We start from the raw sequence: 17,113 nt of genomic DNA, 5'->3' as shown, positions 1-17,113 counted from the left end.
GGGATCGGCGCTGCCCTGACGCATCACTCCCCCCACCAGAAGTTGCTGATCAGCAGCTCTGCCCGTGCGCCTCGGGCATCGTTGGTTTTGCCGATGGTGTAAGTTGTCTCGACCGGCGTGATCCGGAAGGCCGAGAATATCTCGCGGATCTCTGGCACATCGTTGATCGACATGAGGAACTGACCCCGGATGTCCTTCAGGTGAACGGCCATTCGTTCAAAGTCCGCCCGCTCAAACAGGTTCTTCCCGTAATCGTTCTCACAGCCCCAATAGGGCGGGTCGAGGTAGAAGAACGCGCTCGGCCGCTCAATGCGCCGGATGAATTCCGCATAGTCCAGGCAGGTCACCGTGACGCCGGACAGGCGCGTGTGCAGTGCCTCGAGATCCGATTCCAGCGTCGTCAGATTGAATCGGGCCGGACGTTCGATTGAGAGGCCGAAATTCCGCCCCGAAATCTTGCCACCAAAGGCCGTGCGCTGCAGGTACAGAAACCGCGCTGCACGCTGCATATCGGTCAGCGTGGATGGATCGGTATCCACCAGCCGATTGAAATTGGCCTGCGTGGTCAGCTGAAACCGCATCAGATCCAGAAAGGCGACGTAGTGCTCCTGAAGGATGCGAAACAGGTTGTAGACGTCCTGCTGGGCGTCGTTGATGAACTCGGCTCTGGCCTGCTTGCGGCGGCGCAGGAAGATACCGCCCATGCCCACGAAAGGCTCGGCATAGGTCAGGTGGGGATCTGCGTCGATGATGGCGCAGATGCGCTTGGCCAGATTGCGTTTTCCACCCAGCCAGGGCGCGATTGGTTTGGTCTGCTCGATGTCATGCTTTGACATTTGTTCTCGAATCGTTCTTATGTGCCGCCATCTCATGATCATGAGTGCGGACGGCCTTGATGAGTGCTGGGTCGGCGGGGGTGAGTGAGATTGTTCCCCGTGGTTTTGGGCGGACCCCATCCGCCCGAACCTCCGCTTATCGGTAGGTGTCCAGGATCTCCTCAAACGTGGCTGGACAGTCGCGGTATTCGAAGCTGCCAAACTGACCGCCGATCCGTACGGCGAGATAGAAAATCAGGCTCAGCACAGTGGCGGGAAGGGCTTTTGCGGGCCAACCCAGATCCTGTTCCTGCGTGACCGCGTCCTTCAGCATCGCCTTCAGGAACTTCCAGTCACAGCGGGCGCGGTCCCAGCGATCACCGCCCACCGCATAGCCAAAATCATGGTGCCGCCAGCTTGCGTCCCAGAAGAACCAGCTCGCGGTTTTGGTGATGAAGCGGCGCACCCGGCCGGGCAGCCAGAACGGTCCCAGTCCGTTGCCGAAGAGCTGTTGCTGGACCGGGGTCAGATCGTGAAACGAAGGGCGGCACATCAGCTGATCGTCACGTTGAGTTCGGTTGCGATCTCGGCGGCACGGGCTTTGCCGCGACCCAGAATGGCCTCGTACTCGAGAGAGTTCGTTTCCGCCTCAAGCTCATCGTCCAGCTTGCCGCGCAGGCCCGCCACCCGCGCGATGACCCCTTCATATTTGGTGGCCTTTGCGGTGATCGTGGTCGCCATTTCTGTGACGGTTTTGCCGCGTTCGTTGGCTTCACCCGTGATCAGCGCGGTCTGATCGGCGCTTGCGGTGTCAGCAAGAACAGCGCGGGCCGCTGCAGCCTTGGGAGGCCAGCTGGCGCGCTCGAACTCTGGAACCTGCCCGGCAATCTTGGCCATGATGCCGTCGATCCAGGCCGACATGACCAGCCGGGCATCGGCAAGGTTGCGGTATGTGGGCACCGGGTCCGGGTCGCTCAGCTTAGGTCGGCCGTTGTTGTCGCCTGACAGCGTCTTCCCCTGCAGCATGCCTGAATAGAGCGAGGCATGTTCCTCGGCACTGATTTCAACCGCATCCTGCGGCAAAGTGCTATGAACGTTGTTGTCAAAAAAGCCGTTGGCAGACATCGAATAAAAAAGGGTCATGACTTTTTCCCGATTGCGATCCAGTGAATTGTTGGGACAAAACCAACGTCAGGTGTCGTGATCGCCAGACCGAAACCTGTCAGGGCATTTCCACTGCCTGCCATGTTCGTTGACGCTGAGGTGCCTGCCATTGGAGCCTGTGAGGCATTGGTGGATGCAGCCAGGTTGGCGACACAGGCAAATGGCCCCTCACTGAATGCGACAGGGTACGGGACCGTATAGTAATGGGTGTAGATCGGCACCCCCAAAGACCGTGAGTTAAATGCCCCAACCGCCGCTAGCGTTGGCGTCCCCCACTGAATGAGAAAGTCACCGGGCAGATTTTTATATCCCGGATTTGACAGCACTCCCGCGAAGTCTGACAGCGCGGCCTTTCCTGCCAGCGCCGCCAAGACCATGGCACCAAAATCGTCGTCGTCATTCAGCGCCTGGGCCAGCTCGTTCAGTGTGTCCAGCGCGCCCGGTGCACCACCGATCAGCGCAGCGATCCGGGCACCCAAAGTGGCAGGTGAGATTACCTTGGCCGGTTCTGTTCCGGCCATCGCCTCGGCCTCGGTCGCGAAATCGACGGCCAATGTGCGGTCGGCCGACAGATCCCCGCCGCCAGACAGGCCATCGCCAGCGATGATCTTGCGCTCGGTCGGCACATAGGCGTCCGTGCCCTGCACCTGCAGAACAAGGTTTTGCAGATCCGAAAACAGAACATGGATGCGGATCAGCGACGAGGTTGCCCCTTGGACCTGGTTCACCGGCGGGTCATAGCGGGCGATGGCAATCAGATCGCCATCCGCATCAAAGAGGCCCGCCTCGCGGATGGTGAACGGCCCTTCGGTCGTGTCCAGCAGGATCTCGAAAAAGGCCGTGTTCAGCGCACCGGGTACAACGCCGTTGCCCTGCACGGGTTTGCGACCCTGCTCGTTCAACAGAGCGGTTTCACCGCCGCCCGGAACGCGGTCGCCGTCGCCCCATGCGATATGTGTGATCTCCAGCGCCTCTTGTTGCGCAAGGGCTGCCGCTTCCTTGTTGCGGCCGACATTGGTGATGAGTGCCTTATGTGCCATGTGCGCTCCTTACGCGGTTGTCACGATTGACGTGATGCGGGTGGTGGGGACAACGGCCATGGACGCCGCCGCGCTCAGAACCGGAGGCGGATCGATGACTGCGTCCGCAATTGCCGTGTTGTGGGTCAGGGGAAATGCGCCCGCATAAGATCCGCTGCGGCCGACAACGCCGATGCGCAGGTCGGTGCCTTGGGAATGCCGCTTGGTCGCCTCGATCATTTTCAGCGTGGCGCGGGTCTGTCGGGGCGAGAAGTAGCCGCCATCGTCGCCGGGATAGAGGACGTCATCGACCATGATGGTCAACCGATGCGTGTTTGGCGCACCCATGGGCGTCTGCCGGTACCATTGCTCGATGGCAGCTGTCATACCCATCAGGCTGAGGCCGAGCTTGACGCCCGCGTCATAACCCTCGAGCGACTGAAGCAGCCACGCGTTCTTCAGGATGCGCCGCTGAATGGCCTCGGGCAGTTCGGGATCGATGAACTCCTGCATCGAGTATTCCGCGATCAGGGCGGGCAGCGCCTCGGCCGGGCAGGTCTCGGCTTCCTTGACCTGAAAAGCGGTAATCGGTTGGTCGCCGATGATCTCGTTTAACGCCCGCAGATAGGCTGTGCCACGCGCATCCTTCACCTGTGGGGGCGTGATGCGGTCCAGCTGGTCGTTTTCCCAATAGCCCGCCATCACACCGCCTCCACCGTGACGTTGAGCGCGGTGCATTTTGGCCAGGATGAAGCGGCGACTTGCTTGAAGGCCAGACCGGGCACAGAGGCGTCCACAACGCCCGTCACATCACGGGCCGCATCGGTCAGAGCTGAGGGCGCGATGTAGCCGCCCAGACTGCGCGTCCAGCCGTCCAGCACCTTCTGAACCGCCGCAGTGGCCGGGGCCTCGGCTGTCGGCGTGGACAGTACCAGCGTCAGGTTCGTGGTGAACTCGTCGGGCGTTGGGGCGTTCACCTGAATGAAATCGCCCTGATGCGTGTTGCTGTCGTTGAACACGCCGATAAGGGAAGCGATTTCCTGCGCGTTGGGTTCGCCGGTGTCCATCAGCGGGAAAATGTCCACGTAGCCGGGTTGTGGCCGGGAGATATGGACATCGATGCAGCGGGCGTTCCAGCCCAGCACATCGGCGCGGTACCGTTCCCGGTTCAGACCGTCGCCGATCCGCTCGAAAGCCAGCGCCAGACGCTCGCGGTAACGGTCATCAGATTCACGCTCGGAGCCACCACCGGACGCGGTCAGGTTGGTCACCGCGCTGATCCCCGGCACCGGGTCCACCAGCACCTTGAGCGCGCCCACAGGCTGGCCGTTCGCGCCGATCCCGACCCTTGTGGCCGAGGCAGGGACATCAATGCTGGATTGCCCGACATCCAGCGCCACTGGCTGGCTGGTGGCGAACTGGACCTGCCCACCGGCGTCTCCGACCCGTGTTCCGGCCGGGATCTGAATGCGGGAAACAGCGGGCTGCGCTGTCGAGAACCGCAGGCTGGTTGTGGCTGCAGTCGCGTTCAGGCGCGGCGTGTTGCGATCCGCGCCATGCCGATCCAGCCAGTCGTCTTGCGCCCATGCGATGAAGCAGTTCTGCAGTGCCAGTTGCTCTTCCGCGCCACGCAAGGCCAGCATGTAGGCGATGGTCTCCAGCAGGTGCATCTCGACCTGCATCTCGGACAGGGTGCGGCCCGTGTCGGCTTCGAATTTGGCCTTGGCCTGATCCAGCAGCTTTTGCGCCTCGATAGTGACAAAATCGGGTGCGCCCGCCTTGTTCAGGACGGTGATTGGTTCATCAGAAGGCATAGGCCACCTCCGTTGACTGGAAGTCGTCCAGGACAGCCTCAACCGGCGACCACGTCACATTGAGCGAGATTGTCTCGAAAGAGGTCGTGTAGGTGATCTCATGCACCTTCACGCGCGGCACCCAGAGCTTCAGTGCCTCGCGCACCTCGGCCACGACAAACAGGCTGCGCACATTCATCGGCCGGTCCCGGAACTGGTCCAGATCGCAGCCCTTATCCGGGTTCAGTGGCACCGACCCCTTGGGCGTCAGGATGCACTGGCGGATTTCCTGCGCCAGATCCTCAAGATCAGGCGCAATCTCGCCCCACGCAGGCCCCTCGGCCGTGCGTTTCAATTGCCAATGTACGTTTGTGATGGTGTTCCGATCCAGCATGAACAGGTGATGCCGGATCGAAGGGGGTGCAAGATACCTGAACTCAGTTCAGGGGAGGTCTTCAGGGTTCCCATGGAACGAGGACAGCGAGCTGAGGATTTACGGAAAATCCTACTGGGTCAACAGAAGGTTTGGCAGGGAGGAGGTTTCAATGAAACGGGTGCCGTACGTTGTCATATTAAACTATACCGCGTGGTTTAACATTGAAACCGCAACCAGCTATAAGCTCGAGCTAAGAGTTCTATCCAGTAGTCTTGGCAGCCTTGGTAGACTTGGTAGACTTGGTAGACTTTACTCTCCCACGAAACGCGAAGAAAAACCCTACTAGTAGCAACACGTTAGCAAGGAGGGAACCGACCGAAATCCAATTTATTGAACGCAAGTTCATCAACCCTTCGACGGAGGAAAACTTGTCGCTGATCTTCACATTGTTAAAGAAGATGTCTCCGTTCAGGTAGATTCCGCCGTGCTTGTCGATAGCAAAAAGCTCGTTGGTGTTGTCATTGGAAACCACTCTAACTCCATTAGCACCGGACCTGATAGTTAGCCAACCGTCGTCCTCAGCATCACTACCCTGCCAGCGTTCACCGGCATAAATCTCGCCGCCCTGACCATCGTTAAAAACAACCCCTGTTCCTACGCCATTCACGTTGAATCTAGCTGCACCTTCGCTAAAAATTGGTTTGCGAAAATCAAGCCCAATTAGGGCTTCATCGAAATCAGCAACTACAAACCGACCATAGTCTTTATGGAGCGCGTTTTGCGCATACAAAATGCTTTCGAAGTGACCTCGTTGAAATTCCTTTTCACGATCAAAGTTCTCAACGATTACCGAGAATGCTTGACCATTTGGATTGCCGAACCCGACGACTTGAACGCCATGTTTCGCCTTGTTTGGAAAAACACCAGGCTTTCCTCCATTTAAGACATCCACCTCAAGACCAGTCAGTTGGGCATCGAAATCGTCGCCGCATCCGCGATCTATACCGGGCGGAGCATATTTACCTGTAAGGTTGTCTTCAAGACATGACGAGCGCGCCGACACGAAAGCCCCCCAAGCTCCAGCGCCATTTACCGCTGCGTGACTGTCCCCCCAAAATGGTATCCCATTGGTGCCCGGCGTGTAATTCACCACCTCCGAGAGGATGCTCTGGTGATGATTGTGAGTGTCGTGATAGTTTTCAGGGGTTTGAGTTGCCAAATCCACAGGCTCAATTGGGGAACCATCATACAAATGCCACTCGTCGGTGGGGGTAAGAACATCAATAAAGTTCAAGTTACCACGCAGTCGAGTGCTCAGGTTTTCATATTGACTAATGAAACCATCTTGGATCGGATGCCTGTCTCCACGCAAAAAAGTTAGCATGTTGTCCTGTTCGATGACTTCCATCTTGAGTGCATCGGGATTCACGAACGTACTGTTTTGTGCTACGGCACTTGAAGCGCACAAGACCGCACAGATCGACAAAATGTTTCTCATTTGACATTCCTATTTATCAGTGGCGATGGGCCATAGTGTCTCCAAGATCTGTCACAAACCAATATCGCCGTGTGAACCCCAGAGGATGATGCCCTATCGCAACCCGGCTAAAAAATCTCAAGGTCAAAGCAATAATCTATTAGCCCCTGTGATCTACCCGACAACATCAGGTGAAATGCAGTTTAGGGCAGGTGGTTGGTAGATCAGTCTTAAATTGGCAGTTGGCCTCAATCACCGACCTGCGTGATCCCGTTGATTTTGGTCGCCTTCAGGTCGGTTGCACCGCTCACAGTCAAATCGCCTGACACTTCAAGGTCACCCTGTACAACCAGCTTGCCGCCAGAGATCGACAAGACGATCCCGCTGGCATGGTTGATCGTAAATGTCCCGCCTTCCCAGATCACGGTTGACCCATCTGGCATCTCAAAATGCACCGTCCCGTCTCCTCCGGCCGGTGCGGGATCCGCGTCAGAATAGAGCGCACCCAGGACAACGCCCGATTCACGATTGGCATCAAGCAGGCAGGCAACCTGACTGCCGGGTTTGGGGCGGGTGAACACCTTCATGCCAGCCGTGCTACGCTGCGCGACATCGAGCCAGCCGGAGATGACCTGGTCATTGTCTTCAAACCGAACTTTGACCTGCGATCCGCGCCCTTCGACAACGATGCCGCGTTTCATTTGATCGGATTGCATGCCGCTCACTCCACCAGCTTAAGATCGATGTTGGTCGTATACCCATCCGGTCTGAACCGATGGCGAGCCATGGTGATCAGCCAGCGCCCGGCATAGCGTCCATAGCTCGGCCCCAGCGCCACAACCTGACCGGCCAGCAGTAAAGGATCACCAACAGTCGTGATGTGCCCGGTTGCCAGCGCGTCGTTCTCGCGCGCCAGACGGGCGATGCACATCCGTTCGGCATGGGTCTGGGTCTCGACCCGGTCATCCAGTTTCAGCGTGTCGCCGGATGGCACGCGCGGATCCTCGGCCTCTGCCGTCAGAACTGTTTTGCGAACCGGATGCAGATAGCGCGCCTGCGCCTTCGCGTAGAGCTTGTGCGTGGACTTCCGGAACTGGTAGCGGGTCACGGGATCGCCATTGACCAGGTCAAAGGTCCGGACGGGTGCGGCGCGCTCAATGGCCTCGCGCGCGGTAAAGACCAGTTGGTCGCCTTTGACGGTAAAATAGCAGCCCCAATCCTCGGCCAGCCGGGTCAGGAACGCCAGATCGCCCTGCTTGTTCTGGCTGATGCGCTCAAAGGACAGGTCGGGGATCTCACCCACCACTTTCAGCTGATGCCGAGCGGCCACCTCGTTAACGATGTTCGAAAGCGATTTCTGATCATAAGCGGCCGAGCGTTCGGTGCGCAGCTCTTTCGAGGTGAAGGCCGACAGTGCCTTGAACGTGGCGGTATCGCCACCGGCACCCCCTTCGACCTCGGTCTCATCCACGGCAAACAACCCGCAGGGCACGCGGATCCCCTGCAGCCCGGCATAGCCCATTACGGCAGAGACCTCGGTGCCCTCATCAATGCCCCAGCTACTGCGCCACAGGCCACGCCCGTCAGCCAGCCTGAAGCTGATGTCATCGACCTCGCCATGATGCACGTCGCGGTAGGTAAACCGGCGCAGATCCTTACCCAGGATCAGGCCCGAGGCCGTACCGGCGACGGCGATGTCCACAACGGGTTGCCGCGGGCCGATCAAGATGTGGCCTGCTTCCACGGCGGCAGCTGCACCTCTGCGATCTCGCTCTGCTCCAGCACTGGGATCTTCAGCACCGTGCCCGGCTCGAGGATCAGAGGCACCGGGTTGCTGGTGTCACCGACCAGCTCAGGGTTGGCCATCAGGATGTGATGCAACAACTTGGCGTCACCGTAATAGCGGTGCGCGATCAGATCCCATCGCTCACCCGGCCGGGTGGTATGTTCAAGGTAAGTCTGGCTCATCTCAGCCTCCGGAGAGCGGGGTTGAGGGCGGCGCGCACCACACCGGCCGCCGCATCGCGCAGGCCACCCAGCGGGCTGGCGCTCTCGATCAGCTCAACCTCGATCTCGACCCGAACCAGTCGGCCTTTGGGCGTGGTTTTCTGCCGCCTGATGCGCAGACGCTCGATGACGTAGACGCTGACGTCGAAGCCCTTCAGATCGAAGAACAACTTCATCGGCACGCGCCCCTGAAACGCCAGATCAATCTTGCGCAGTTCAGATTCCGGATCGCAGAAGGTCTCATCGAAAAAGAACCGCAGCTGCTTTGTGCCAGCATCGTTGCCGAGATCCTGAAGAACGGGCTTGCCGCGCACCACGGCATGCTGTGCCAAGCGCGCGGATTTCGCCTCGGTGTCTGCGGTCGGGCCGGTCAGATGATCGGTGCCAATGATGGAGTCGCCAAACAAGCCAAGCATCAGTTGTGGCTCCTGCGCTCAGCGTCCCGAACCTCATCGGCCAGTTCGTCCTTGAAGCGCTGCAGCTCGTCCTTGAGCCGGGCCAGCGTGTCAGCATCAACACTGCCATCAATGCGCAGCGTCATGGGCGCAGATATCGAAACCGACCCGCCACCTGATCGCGCGGTGACATATTGCGACCCGTTTGCGCCGCCATCCGCAATCGCGGCACCAGTTCCGCCAGCTGCAAGGGCGCTCGACAGCGCAGCCGCGCGTGCGACCTTGGTCGCGGTGGATGCGTTGCCAATACCAAAGGGACCACCCACCGGCCCTGACGCGGCAGGGCGAGAGGCAAGTTGGGCAATGCGGGCGCGATTGCCTGCTTCATTGCCCTGCGCCCATTCCCATGCGGATTTCATCCAGTCGGGAACCATGCCAGACAGCTTGGCGGAAATCGTTTCAACCATCGTGGACAGAATGGACGCCATTCCATCCCAGATGGCCTGCATGTAGGAAACGCCTGTGTCATAAAGCTCGCCGGTCAGACTGGACAGTGTCGCGGGCAGGTTCATGACGCCGGACACAACACTCCCGACTGCTTCGCCCGCGTTGACGCCCCATTGCCGCCAGGCACCGGCGCTGGCATCGAGCGGTCCCACCAGTTTGGTCATCCAGTTCCAAAGGTCCGATGCGACATCGACAATCCCCTGCACGAGCGGCCGGGCAGGACCGAGACTGGCCATGAAGGCCTCACCAAAGCCTTTGAAGAAGGACACCAGACCCGACCAGTTATTGTAGATCCACGTCCCCGCCATGGCGAAGCCGACCACCAACGCGCCGATCCCGGTGGAGATGATCGCAAACCGGATCGCAATGAAGGCGGCGCGGACCAGTTTCAGCGGGTTCAGCATCGCAAGCATGACCGATCCGAGACGCAACGCGCCACCAGCAGCGGAGGCAAATCCGATAACAGCCAGAGAACGGGCGGCCAGAAGCGCACCAGCGGTAAACTGAACCAGTCCAACCGCCGCGCCGATGATGAAGCCCCGGAACGGGATCGCCAGCACCGCCAGTGCCAGATTGCGCCAGCCCCCCAAGGCGTCGGCGGCGGATTGCAGGAGGGGATGCAGGGTCTGCCAGAACGCAACAGCCCCTGCACCGAAGCTCCAGATCGCATCCAGCCCGATCATGATGTGATTGGCGATGCGCTTGGCCCAAAGCTCCAGCTCGCCCGAGGCCTCCAGCCGGTTGATTTCGTCCAGGACAAGTTTGAGCTTGCTCTTCATCCAGTCGAAGACACCCGCGTCCATGATCATCCGCTGGAACTTGGTCCACTGGTCGGCAAGATTGGATGTCATGCCATCAAAGGTCAGCGACAGGCGGTCCATTGCGCCGCCGTATTTCTCATCGAAGATGCCGAGGATCGCGGCCTGTATCGCCTGTCGGTCATTGGCCAGCGCGCGGACGATCTTGGTGGTGCCATCCTTGCCGGTATAGGAATACTCGAAGTGTTTCCCAACCTTGGCGGCCTTGATGCCCAGTTCCTTGAGCCGTTCATTCTCGCCCGTAACCGCATCGGCCATGGCTTCAACCGATTGCATAAGAGGCTTGTTCATCGCGGCCGAGGCATTGCCGAGTTTCTTCAGCATGCCATTGGTGGGATCGAGACCGTAGGCGCGGAGCTGCACGAAGGACTCCATGACCTGGTCAAGCTCATAGGGTGTTCTGACGGCAAAGTCTTCGACCCAGCTCATGGCCTCTTTTGCCGCCAGCGCAGTTCCTTCGGTCGTGGTCAGAACGGTCTCGAATTTCTCGAACTGGCGGGCCGGGCCGAGCATCGCAGCCCCTGCGGCCGAGACGGTTCCGGAATAGGCGGCAAACAACCCGCCAGCCAGAACAGCCGCGCGACCCACGCCCATGATCCCGGATCGCATCATGGCCGCCGAGGATCGCAGTCGGGTTGTCTGGGTCGCAATCGCCTGATTGGTACGCCGGATCCCGGATCGCAGCACGTCCTGCGCGCGGTCCAGGCGGCGGACTGCGCCGGTGTACAGATCGGTGGCGCGCTTGGCCGCAGCGGATGTCCGCGCCGAGACCTTGTTGGCCAGCTCGGTTGCGCGGCCCATGCGTTTCTGCAGGGCAATAAACCGCCGCGCCGGGCGGGAAGCCTTGTCGATCAGCTTCAGCACCATTTCGGCTTTGCGGCGGCTCATGTGTCGTCCTTCGGTTTGGTCTGGTTTTTGATGGCCTCGGCAATCACCCGGTCATATTCGAGGCGCTCATCCCGCCAGAAGCAGAACTCTGCCTCGGACATGTTCATCAGCTCGGAATGGGAAAACCCGCAATCGATCAGATGGACATGGTCAAGCGGGGTGCTTCGACCTGAACTCAGGCCGTTGCGTTTCCCTCTTCATCGTCGCCGCCCATGACCTCACCGATCAGATGGAGCGCATCTCCGTTTGGGATCAGGCTCTTGAACTCTTCGATGGTGATCTTTTCATCGTCGAACTTGCACAACAGGACGATGTAGATATCGACAGTGCTGAACACCTTATTCTTGGCAATACCTTGCGCACGCATCCACAAATCGTGCGGCTGGAACTTCGGCCACGTCACCTTGATGCCAGTTTCGGGCAAGGTCGTATCATCCAAGCCGGAGTTATCAGCTTTGTGCTTCTTCAGGCGGGCGATGACGCCAGCATCCTCGGCGGGAGTTTCGGTTTTGGTTTCCATTTCGGGGTCTCCAGGGCAGTTCAAGGGCAAAGGTGGCAGGCTCCGCGAATGCCCCAGAACGGAGCCTGCCGGTCATGGCAACGTGTCGGAACTCACGCCACCAATTCACGATCAATCAGGCCAGACGTCCTCGCCGCCGACCTTGTAGATGTTGGCAAAGAGATCGACCTCGACCAGCGGGGTTTCCGAGCTGAGGAGGCGCTGCATCAGGTAGGTGGCAGTAAACTCACCTGTCGCCTCCTGTGCCTCGCCCTTTTTGACGGCGGCAAACGCGCTCTTGTTGAACAGCGCCTTGACGTGCGTAACCAGCGTGTCGGATTTCTCCTCGTTCAGACCGTCCGCATCGAAGACATCGATCTTTTGATGCACCTGGAAGGGCACGGCCTTGTTGGGGCGCGAGAAGATCTTCACCATGTCCGGTTCGGGGAACATCAGCTTGATGCTGCCCGTTAGCCCGGCGAGGCCGCGCGCAGGCAACATCAGCACACCGACAGAGCCAAGCGTATCATGTTCGACCGTACGGCTTTCCAGCTCGGGAATGTTGAACTCGTTGCAGATGCCCAGCAGTTCCTTGTCTTCAAGGTAGACCGGGGCGTCTGTGACCTGCCCATATTGCAGCATGTCTCAGGCTCCTTTCTTACGCAGCCAGCCCGAGGGCGTTGCTGATCAGGTTGAGGTCGATGTTGCGGTCCACGGTGATGCGCTCCATCACGCCGACCGGCGCATAGTCGAGCCGCCAGAAGAACTGACCCTGCGCTACCGATGTGCGCGTGGTTTGCTTGCGGTCGAAACGGAACTGGCCACCGTAAAGCACCGGGTCGTTGCCGGTCATCCTGGATTTGAGCCAGTCGTTGATGCCCTCCTCAAGGAACTCGATCCGGGCCGGGTTGCCGTTGCGGTCCTTGTGCTGATCGAGATAGGCCAGCACAGATTCATCCAGCATGTCCTCGGTGAACTGAACATGCAAGAAGTTGCGCATGTCGGTGTCGGTCGGGTGCGCCAGCGAACGGTTGCCCGAGGTGTGCGGGCCTTTGCCCCAGCGCTCCTCGGTTGTCACAACGCCTGCGTCCCGCAGACCCTGCACATCGGACTGGCGGTCGCCGGGAATGTAAAGCACGGGCGTCTCCGCCTCCTCGATGCCAAGGATCGGGCGGTTCGAAGGCGAGTGGTGATAGCCGTTTTCGACAATGGTGCGCAGCCAGATCCCGGCAAAGCGCGCCGAATAGGGATCAAGTCGCGTTTGCCCGGCGTTTTCGGTGTCGGCCACCCGCATATGCGGCCAGACCGCGACCAGGCGGCGACTGTTTGTCTGCAGGTCGAAGCTGCCCGATGGACCACGCGCCTCGATCACCTTTTGCGAGGTCTGCCCGGTAGGCGTGTCCAGGATCGCACGGCCCCGGATCCGGTTGCAGATGGTCTCCAGCTCGGCGCGCACGCCGGTCGGGTACCTCGATCCGTTCGCCGGTAGTCGGATCCTGAACCTTGCGCATTTTGAGTGTCGGCGCAGTGTCCGGACCATCCTTGCCCAGGCGTTTCAGCCCGGCCGCGCCGATGGCCTGAACGCCGCAGGAGCATTTCCAGCCATTGGGCGGGTAAATCCGTTCCCAGATCGGATCGTCATGGCGGAACACCTTGCCGTCCCAGACCAGATGCTCTTCGCGGGGCTGCTTGGGTTCTCGGGTCTCCGCGTGGACATAGAGCCAATACGGACGCAGCTTGATCACATCCGGATCACGCATCTGCTTCAGGCGACCGGCCTGATGGGCGGCGCGCAGGTTGGTGTCGTAGATCACCCGCGTGCGCCAGTTACGCCCGCCATTGTAGTCCCAGCCATGACGGGTGACGATCTCGTCAAAGCTCTTCCGGAACGCCTCCAGCCCACCGTCACCATTTATGGCCTTGTCCAACGCGCCGCGCAGATCCTCGACCAACGACACGGAATCGGCACCGGCGACAACAAAGGCGCGGTCGTGCGCCTGGTGCAACGTGTCGGTCCAGATCTTGCTGGGCAGGCTCACCTTTTGCCGATGGAACTCCTGCGCCTCTTTGAACGTCACTGTTCCAATCTTTGGTTCGGCCAGAGCCGGGCCGTCCTCGTCCAACACTTCCCCGCGGCCGATCAGCTCCGCCAGCGCCAGAGCATCACCCAGAGCATCAACATAGGGAATGTCATCGACCAGTCGCGTCTGCCAGCCCAGCAACGCCTGCCGAACCTCGTCTGCATCGTCCTGCAGGCCGGTCGCCGTCTTCAGCTCGCGGATCCACGCCTCGTGCGTCGGACGGATCGCCGCCTCGGTGGCCGCGATCAATTCCGTGATCGACACGCTGCCGTCATCGGCAAAGGCTATGTCAGGAGTTTTTTTTTGAGTGTCTGATGTGGCGGCAGGCGCGACTTCCTGCATTTCGCAATCAAAGACATCGTCCATATGCACGCCGATATCTTTGGGCTCATAACCCGCCTCACGCGCGGCCTTGAGCGCATCCATGTCTTTGATGCGCCGTTCGGCTCGTTTGCGCTTCAGCTCCTCCTGCGCCATCTCGTTGGCAGGCCGGGGACGCCAGATCTTTGGCAAGGCCGCAGTCGGATAATTGAACTCACAGAGCCAGCGGACGAAGGTGTTGTTTAGTGTCCCGGACAACAGATCGCTGTCGCTGTCGACCAGGGCATCCAGAATATCAGCGTGGGTCTCAGATGCTGCCCGCGCGCCAGTGTCGCCCATTTCGGTGGTCAGCGTTTCACCCAGCACCGCCTTGGACATTTACGTCACTGGATGACCGCCAATTCTCGCGAGCTGCCAACGCCTCAATGCCTTGACGGGTGTTTGGCAGTGATACGAAACCTGCCATTGACCATTCTTTGGAGGTTTTCCAATCACTCATCGACTAGCCCTCCAGCGTGCCATTTTGGCGCTCTTACGAGCAGCAAGTGCGCGCTCCTGTTCTTCGATGAAGTGCAACTCTATTAGATCGTTGTAGCGTTCCGGAACAACGACCAAGCCAAACTGTTCGGCGATGAAACCTAGCAACCCGTGCTGGCCAGTTACGTGGATCATCGCGACGAACCGTTCCAGTGTGATACGATGGCTTTCCCGCGCCTCGCTAGCATAGGCGTCCAGCATGTTCTTGCTGATCTCTTCGCCCAGATACTTGGACATTGCTTCGGCGATCTGATCCCGACTCAACTCCGATGCCTTCAACGCTCGGCTAACCGCACGAGCGATCTGACTGGCCAGATTGCCGCCCGTGGTCACTTCAGGTGGCAGTGTCACAGCCACTTGCGGCGGCTGCCAGTCGGTGAACATGTCCAGCGTGTTCGGGTCACGGAGGCGAGGCATCACTCCAGCCCTCCGACTAGCGCAGCCTCTATCTCAGGAAAGCACCCCAGTAGGTAGGGGCCAAACAGTACGGCCAGCATCAACACTACAAATGCAAGGCCCGCCACAACTTCGGAAAAGGCTGTCTCATTCACCCGAATAAGGGTCTTTGTGGAATCGTCAGTTACGCGGATCAGATACAGGCGCTTCATGTTCAAACCGCCACCATTTTTTGACTGGTTTTCGTGCCGCTGAGCGCGTTAAACTGCTTACGGATGTGGGGATGAAGCGGAATTCCAGCTTTGTCATACCGGTTCGGCCAGATCTCGTGGGCAGCCTTGCCCAGGAAGTCTGCAATAACCTGCTCTCCGCTGTGGCACGGCTCCTGTAGAGCCTTGCTGACGGTTCGGGGGGCAATGCCGCTGGCGCGTGCAATGGATGCAAGGGTCCGCCCCTGCTTCTGCACGGCTGCCAGAATATCGGCAGGATGCCAGTTATGGGCATTCTGGTTCATCTGCTCATCCTGTGTTCTGCTCTGGGCGGTTTTTCTTGGCTGTTTAACGCGCCTCTGAGCATGAACATGAACGAAATATCGTTATCATGCAACGAAAAATCGAGTTGCATGTTCGATTTTTCGATTAATCCGCCAGTAGGCGGGGGAAGTTGTTGTTTTCAAACAGCTTTCCATAACATGCAATTGAGGTTGGAACGTGCAAATCTTGTTTGCATGTTTCTGAGAGGTAACATGCAAACACTTGCCGACCGGATCTTCCAGGCTTTTCAAACTGACAATGTGCGAAAAATCGCCAAGATGTGCGATATACCGCCAAGCACACTTTCGAGTATTGTATCCGGCTCACAGCCTCGTCTAGACAACCTTCTGGCTCTTGCCGAAGGTGCAGGTATTAGCGTTGAGTGGCTAGCAACAGGTAGAGGCCAAATGCGGTCCTCTGAGGGTTGGGAAGACAACACACGCTGGAGCTACACATATCCTACATATCGGCAGGAGCTAGCTCAGCGTCTTGAGACGTTAATGGAGGGATTTTCTACAGACAGAGAGGCTGCTGAGGCAGCAGGAGTCAGCACGCAGCAACTAAGAAAGTGGCGAGGACACGTCAAAAAGACTGAAAACATACCGAGAGTACCTGTAGAGGCGTTGTTGTCGCTGGCTGATGCGGCGGACGTCAGTTTTAATTGGCTTGCGACGGGACAAAAGGCCGACGAAGTCGCAATTCCAGTCAATACGGCTGACAACAGCCGGTTGACGATTACATCAAGCAGTTTTTGCGCGATACCTCGGTACAACGTCCAGCTTTCGGCAGGAAGCGGAAGCTTTGTAGAGCGCTCTGAGGTTCTTAACCACATACCCTTCAACGTTGATTTCTTTGAACGGTACCTGCAGCGTAGTGCTGATGACATGATCATTGTGGACGCTCGGGGGGATAGCATGCAACCAACCATGCGTGACCGAGACCTACTGATGATCGACACATCTACGGCAAAAAGACCCCTTACGTCGGCAATTTATGGCTTTACCTTTGGGCAAGACGTCTACGTGAAGCGTCTTTTTGTGACTCCGGATGGCATCATCGCCAAATCTGACAACAAGGACTACGGCGAATTCACCATTCGAGCAGAGGATATGGCCCAGTTCCACCCAATAGGTCGCGTTGTCTGGATTGGTCGTACGCTCTAAGCGTCGGCCTTTCTCATTTTCTGTTCATTCCGACCCATTTTGTCCGAAAGTTTGAGCCGATTGTTAGCACTCCGCTCATTTTTGTCCGACAGCCTTGATGCGCCTGGGCTTACGTTACCGCCATATTTTTAAAGCCTTCTGGGCTGTCGCACCCTAAAACTCGTTTGTCCGGAATAACTCACCCCCCCACACCTTTATGTGCGCGAAGGTTACCCTAGGGTCAGGCTTCATAACCAATAGATGACGGTTGCTGCGAGCGCGATGGCAGAAAGGAATACTTTGGGACAGCGGTCATAGCGGGTTGCGACGCGTCTCCAGTCCTTG

21 protein-coding genes and 1 pseudogene are annotated in these 17,113 nt (G+C 58.7%); 1 reads left to right on the top strand and 21 read right to left on the bottom strand.

Going from position 1 to position 17,113, the window contains the following annotated elements; genetic code table 11:
* Positions 1-23: 23 nt before the first annotated feature.
* From ACR0AA_RS18890 to ACR0AA_RS18795, 20 genes are all read right to left on the bottom strand, one after another.
* The gene (locus ACR0AA_RS18890; RefSeq protein WP_480756752.1) at positions 24-836 is read right to left on the bottom strand and encodes a DNA adenine methylase; all 813 of its coding nucleotides are present in this window, start codon (positions 834-836) and stop codon (positions 24-26) included.
* Positions 837-972: 136 nt separating this feature from the next.
* Entirely contained in the window at positions 973-1,368 is a 396-nt protein-coding gene (locus ACR0AA_RS18885) for a hypothetical protein (protein ID WP_480756750.1), read from the bottom strand.
* Positions 1,368-1,958 (bottom strand): hypothetical protein, encoded by a 591-nt coding sequence (locus ACR0AA_RS18880; protein WP_480756748.1) that lies wholly within the window; start codon positions 1,956-1,958, stop codon positions 1,368-1,370. The genes ACR0AA_RS18885 and ACR0AA_RS18880 overlap by 1 nt, the downstream gene beginning before the upstream one ends.
* Positions 1,955-3,019 (bottom strand): phage tail-collar fiber domain-containing protein, encoded by a 1,065-nt coding sequence (locus ACR0AA_RS18875; RefSeq protein ID WP_480756746.1) that lies wholly within the window; start codon positions 3,017-3,019, stop codon positions 1,955-1,957. Before ACR0AA_RS18875 ends, ACR0AA_RS18880 begins: the two co-directional genes overlap by 4 nt.
* Before the next feature lie 9 nt (positions 3,020-3,028).
* The gene (locus ACR0AA_RS18870; RefSeq protein ID WP_480756744.1) at positions 3,029-3,700 is read right to left on the bottom strand and encodes a phage tail protein I; all 672 of its coding nucleotides are present in this window, start codon (positions 3,698-3,700) and stop codon (positions 3,029-3,031) included.
* The gene (locus ACR0AA_RS18865) at positions 3,700-4,812 is read right to left on the bottom strand and encodes a baseplate J/gp47 family protein (protein WP_480756742.1); all 1,113 of its coding nucleotides are present in this window, start codon (positions 4,810-4,812) and stop codon (positions 3,700-3,702) included. Before ACR0AA_RS18865 ends, ACR0AA_RS18870 begins: the two co-directional genes overlap by 1 nt.
* Positions 4,802-5,185 (bottom strand): GPW/gp25 family protein, encoded by a 384-nt coding sequence (locus ACR0AA_RS18860; protein WP_480756740.1) that lies wholly within the window; start codon positions 5,183-5,185, stop codon positions 4,802-4,804. The genes ACR0AA_RS18865 and ACR0AA_RS18860 overlap by 11 nt, the downstream gene beginning before the upstream one ends.
* A 241-nt stretch (positions 5,186-5,426) precedes the next feature.
* Positions 5,427-6,665, bottom strand: a complete 1,239-nt coding sequence (locus tag ACR0AA_RS18855) for a hypothetical protein (RefSeq protein WP_480756738.1) — start codon at positions 6,663-6,665, stop codon at positions 5,427-5,429.
* 227 nt (positions 6,666-6,892) lie between these two features.
* On the bottom strand, positions 6,893-7,360 hold the full coding sequence (locus ACR0AA_RS18850) for a phage baseplate assembly protein V (RefSeq protein ID WP_480756736.1): 468 nt from the start codon (positions 7,358-7,360) through the stop codon (positions 6,893-6,895).
* Positions 7,361-7,365: 5 nt separating this feature from the next.
* Positions 7,366-8,370, bottom strand: coding sequence for a phage late control D family protein (locus tag ACR0AA_RS18845; protein ID WP_480756734.1), 1,005 nt, complete (start codon positions 8,368-8,370; stop codon positions 7,366-7,368).
* Positions 8,367-8,612 carry a tail protein X gene (locus ACR0AA_RS18840; protein WP_480756732.1) on the bottom strand — a complete coding sequence of 82 codons (246 nt, stop codon included), beginning with the start codon at positions 8,610-8,612 and terminating at the stop codon, positions 8,367-8,369. Before ACR0AA_RS18840 ends, ACR0AA_RS18845 begins: the two co-directional genes overlap by 4 nt.
* The gene (locus ACR0AA_RS18835) at positions 8,609-9,067 is read right to left on the bottom strand and encodes a phage tail protein (protein WP_480756730.1); all 459 of its coding nucleotides are present in this window, start codon (positions 9,065-9,067) and stop codon (positions 8,609-8,611) included. The genes ACR0AA_RS18840 and ACR0AA_RS18835 overlap by 4 nt, the downstream gene beginning before the upstream one ends.
* Positions 9,067-11,259, bottom strand: a complete 2,193-nt coding sequence (locus ACR0AA_RS18830; protein WP_480756728.1) for a tape measure protein — start codon at positions 11,257-11,259, stop codon at positions 9,067-9,069. Before ACR0AA_RS18830 ends, ACR0AA_RS18835 begins: the two co-directional genes overlap by 1 nt.
* A 175-nt stretch (positions 11,260-11,434) precedes the next feature.
* Entirely contained in the window at positions 11,435-11,779 is a 345-nt protein-coding gene (locus tag ACR0AA_RS18825) for a hypothetical protein (RefSeq protein ID WP_480756726.1), read from the bottom strand.
* A 111-nt stretch (positions 11,780-11,890) separates the two neighbouring features.
* Positions 11,891-12,400, bottom strand: coding sequence for a phage major tail tube protein (locus tag ACR0AA_RS18820; protein WP_480756724.1), 510 nt, complete (start codon positions 12,398-12,400; stop codon positions 11,891-11,893).
* 16 nt (positions 12,401-12,416) lie between these two features.
* The gene (locus tag ACR0AA_RS18815; protein WP_480756722.1) at positions 12,417-13,046 is read right to left on the bottom strand and encodes a hypothetical protein; all 630 of its coding nucleotides are present in this window, start codon (positions 13,044-13,046) and stop codon (positions 12,417-12,419) included.
* A complete protein-coding gene (locus ACR0AA_RS18810; protein ID WP_480756720.1) occupies positions 13,009-14,538 on the bottom strand; it encodes a phage portal protein family protein in 1,530 nt (509 codons plus the stop codon). Before ACR0AA_RS18810 ends, ACR0AA_RS18815 begins: the two co-directional genes overlap by 38 nt.
* Positions 14,539-14,655: 117 nt before the next feature.
* A complete protein-coding gene (locus ACR0AA_RS18805) occupies positions 14,656-15,114 on the bottom strand; it encodes a hypothetical protein (protein ID WP_480756718.1) in 459 nt (152 codons plus the stop codon).
* Positions 15,114-15,305 carry a hypothetical protein gene (locus ACR0AA_RS18800; RefSeq protein WP_480756716.1) on the bottom strand — a complete coding sequence of 64 codons (192 nt, stop codon included), beginning with the start codon at positions 15,303-15,305 and terminating at the stop codon, positions 15,114-15,116. The genes ACR0AA_RS18805 and ACR0AA_RS18800 overlap by 1 nt, the downstream gene beginning before the upstream one ends.
* A 2-nt stretch (positions 15,306-15,307) precedes the next feature.
* The gene (locus tag ACR0AA_RS18795) at positions 15,308-15,607 is read right to left on the bottom strand and encodes a helix-turn-helix domain-containing protein (RefSeq protein WP_480756712.1); all 300 of its coding nucleotides are present in this window, start codon (positions 15,605-15,607) and stop codon (positions 15,308-15,310) included.
* On the opposite strand from ACR0AA_RS18795, the gene ACR0AA_RS18790 reads away from it, so the two are divergent.
* A complete protein-coding gene (locus ACR0AA_RS18790; protein ID WP_480756710.1) occupies positions 15,590-16,789 on the top strand; it encodes a S24 family peptidase in 1,200 nt (399 codons plus the stop codon). The two genes, ACR0AA_RS18795 and ACR0AA_RS18790, sit on opposite strands and share 18 nt — an antisense overlap.
* A gap of 227 nt (positions 16,790-17,016) precedes the next feature.
* On the opposite strand, the pseudogene ACR0AA_RS18785 reads toward ACR0AA_RS18790, so the two are convergent.
* Positions 17,017-17,113, bottom strand: a pseudogene (locus ACR0AA_RS18785) (IS5/IS1182 family transposase); the annotation flags it as partial.

Source organism: Ruegeria sp. CE8 (genome assembly GCF_056537465.1).
The sequence above is the reverse complement of the archived record's forward strand: the minus strand, read 5'-3'. Positions and strand labels throughout refer to the sequence as shown.

Excerpts from the sequence above, each read along its gene's own strand:
- ACR0AA_RS18875 (WP_480756746.1), bottom strand. The coding sequence starts at position 3,019 with ATGGCACATAAGGCACTCATCACCAATGTCGGCCGCAACAAGGAAGCG.
- ACR0AA_RS18880 (WP_480756748.1), bottom strand. The coding sequence starts at position 1,958 with ATGACCCTTTTTTATTCGATGTCTGCCAACGGCTTTTTTGACAACAAC.
- ACR0AA_RS18840 (WP_480756732.1), bottom strand. The coding sequence starts at position 8,612 with ATGAGCCAGACTTACCTTGAACATACCACCCGGCCGGGTGAGCGATGG.
- ACR0AA_RS18810 (WP_480756720.1), bottom strand. The coding sequence starts at position 14,538 with ATGTCCAAGGCGGTGCTGGGTGAAACGCTGACCACCGAAATGGGCGAC.
- ACR0AA_RS18860 (WP_480756740.1), bottom strand. The coding sequence starts at position 5,185 with ATGCTGGATCGGAACACCATCACAAACGTACATTGGCAATTGAAACGC.
- ACR0AA_RS18830 (WP_480756728.1), bottom strand. The coding sequence starts at position 11,259 with ATGAGCCGCCGCAAAGCCGAAATGGTGCTGAAGCTGATCGACAAGGCT.
- ACR0AA_RS18790 (WP_480756710.1), top strand. The coding sequence starts at position 15,590 with ATGGGCATTCTGGTTCATCTGCTCATCCTGTGTTCTGCTCTGGGCGGT.
- ACR0AA_RS18890 (WP_480756752.1), bottom strand. The coding sequence starts at position 836 with ATGTCAAAGCATGACATCGAGCAGACCAAACCAATCGCGCCCTGGCTG.
- ACR0AA_RS18865 (WP_480756742.1), bottom strand. The coding sequence starts at position 4,812 with ATGCCTTCTGATGAACCAATCACCGTCCTGAACAAGGCGGGCGCACCC.
- ACR0AA_RS18795 (WP_480756712.1), bottom strand. The coding sequence starts at position 15,607 with ATGAACCAGAATGCCCATAACTGGCATCCTGCCGATATTCTGGCAGCC.
- ACR0AA_RS18885 (WP_480756750.1), bottom strand. The coding sequence starts at position 1,368 with ATGTGCCGCCCTTCGTTTCACGATCTGACCCCGGTCCAGCAACAGCTC.
- ACR0AA_RS18870 (WP_480756744.1), bottom strand. The coding sequence starts at position 3,700 with ATGGCGGGCTATTGGGAAAACGACCAGCTGGACCGCATCACGCCCCCA.
- ACR0AA_RS18820 (WP_480756724.1), bottom strand. The coding sequence starts at position 12,400 with ATGCTGCAATATGGGCAGGTCACAGACGCCCCGGTCTACCTTGAAGAC.
- ACR0AA_RS18850 (WP_480756736.1), bottom strand. The coding sequence starts at position 7,360 with ATGCAATCCGATCAAATGAAACGCGGCATCGTTGTCGAAGGGCGCGGA.
- ACR0AA_RS18805 (WP_480756718.1), bottom strand. The coding sequence starts at position 15,114 with ATGCCTCGCCTCCGTGACCCGAACACGCTGGACATGTTCACCGACTGG.
- ACR0AA_RS18800 (WP_480756716.1), bottom strand. The coding sequence starts at position 15,305 with ATGAAGCGCCTGTATCTGATCCGCGTAACTGACGATTCCACAAAGACC.
- ACR0AA_RS18855 (WP_480756738.1), bottom strand. The coding sequence starts at position 6,665 with ATGAGAAACATTTTGTCGATCTGTGCGGTCTTGTGCGCTTCAAGTGCC.
- ACR0AA_RS18835 (WP_480756730.1), bottom strand. The coding sequence starts at position 9,067 with ATGCTTGGCTTGTTTGGCGACTCCATCATTGGCACCGATCATCTGACC.
- ACR0AA_RS18825 (WP_480756726.1), bottom strand. The coding sequence starts at position 11,779 with ATGGAAACCAAAACCGAAACTCCCGCCGAGGATGCTGGCGTCATCGCC.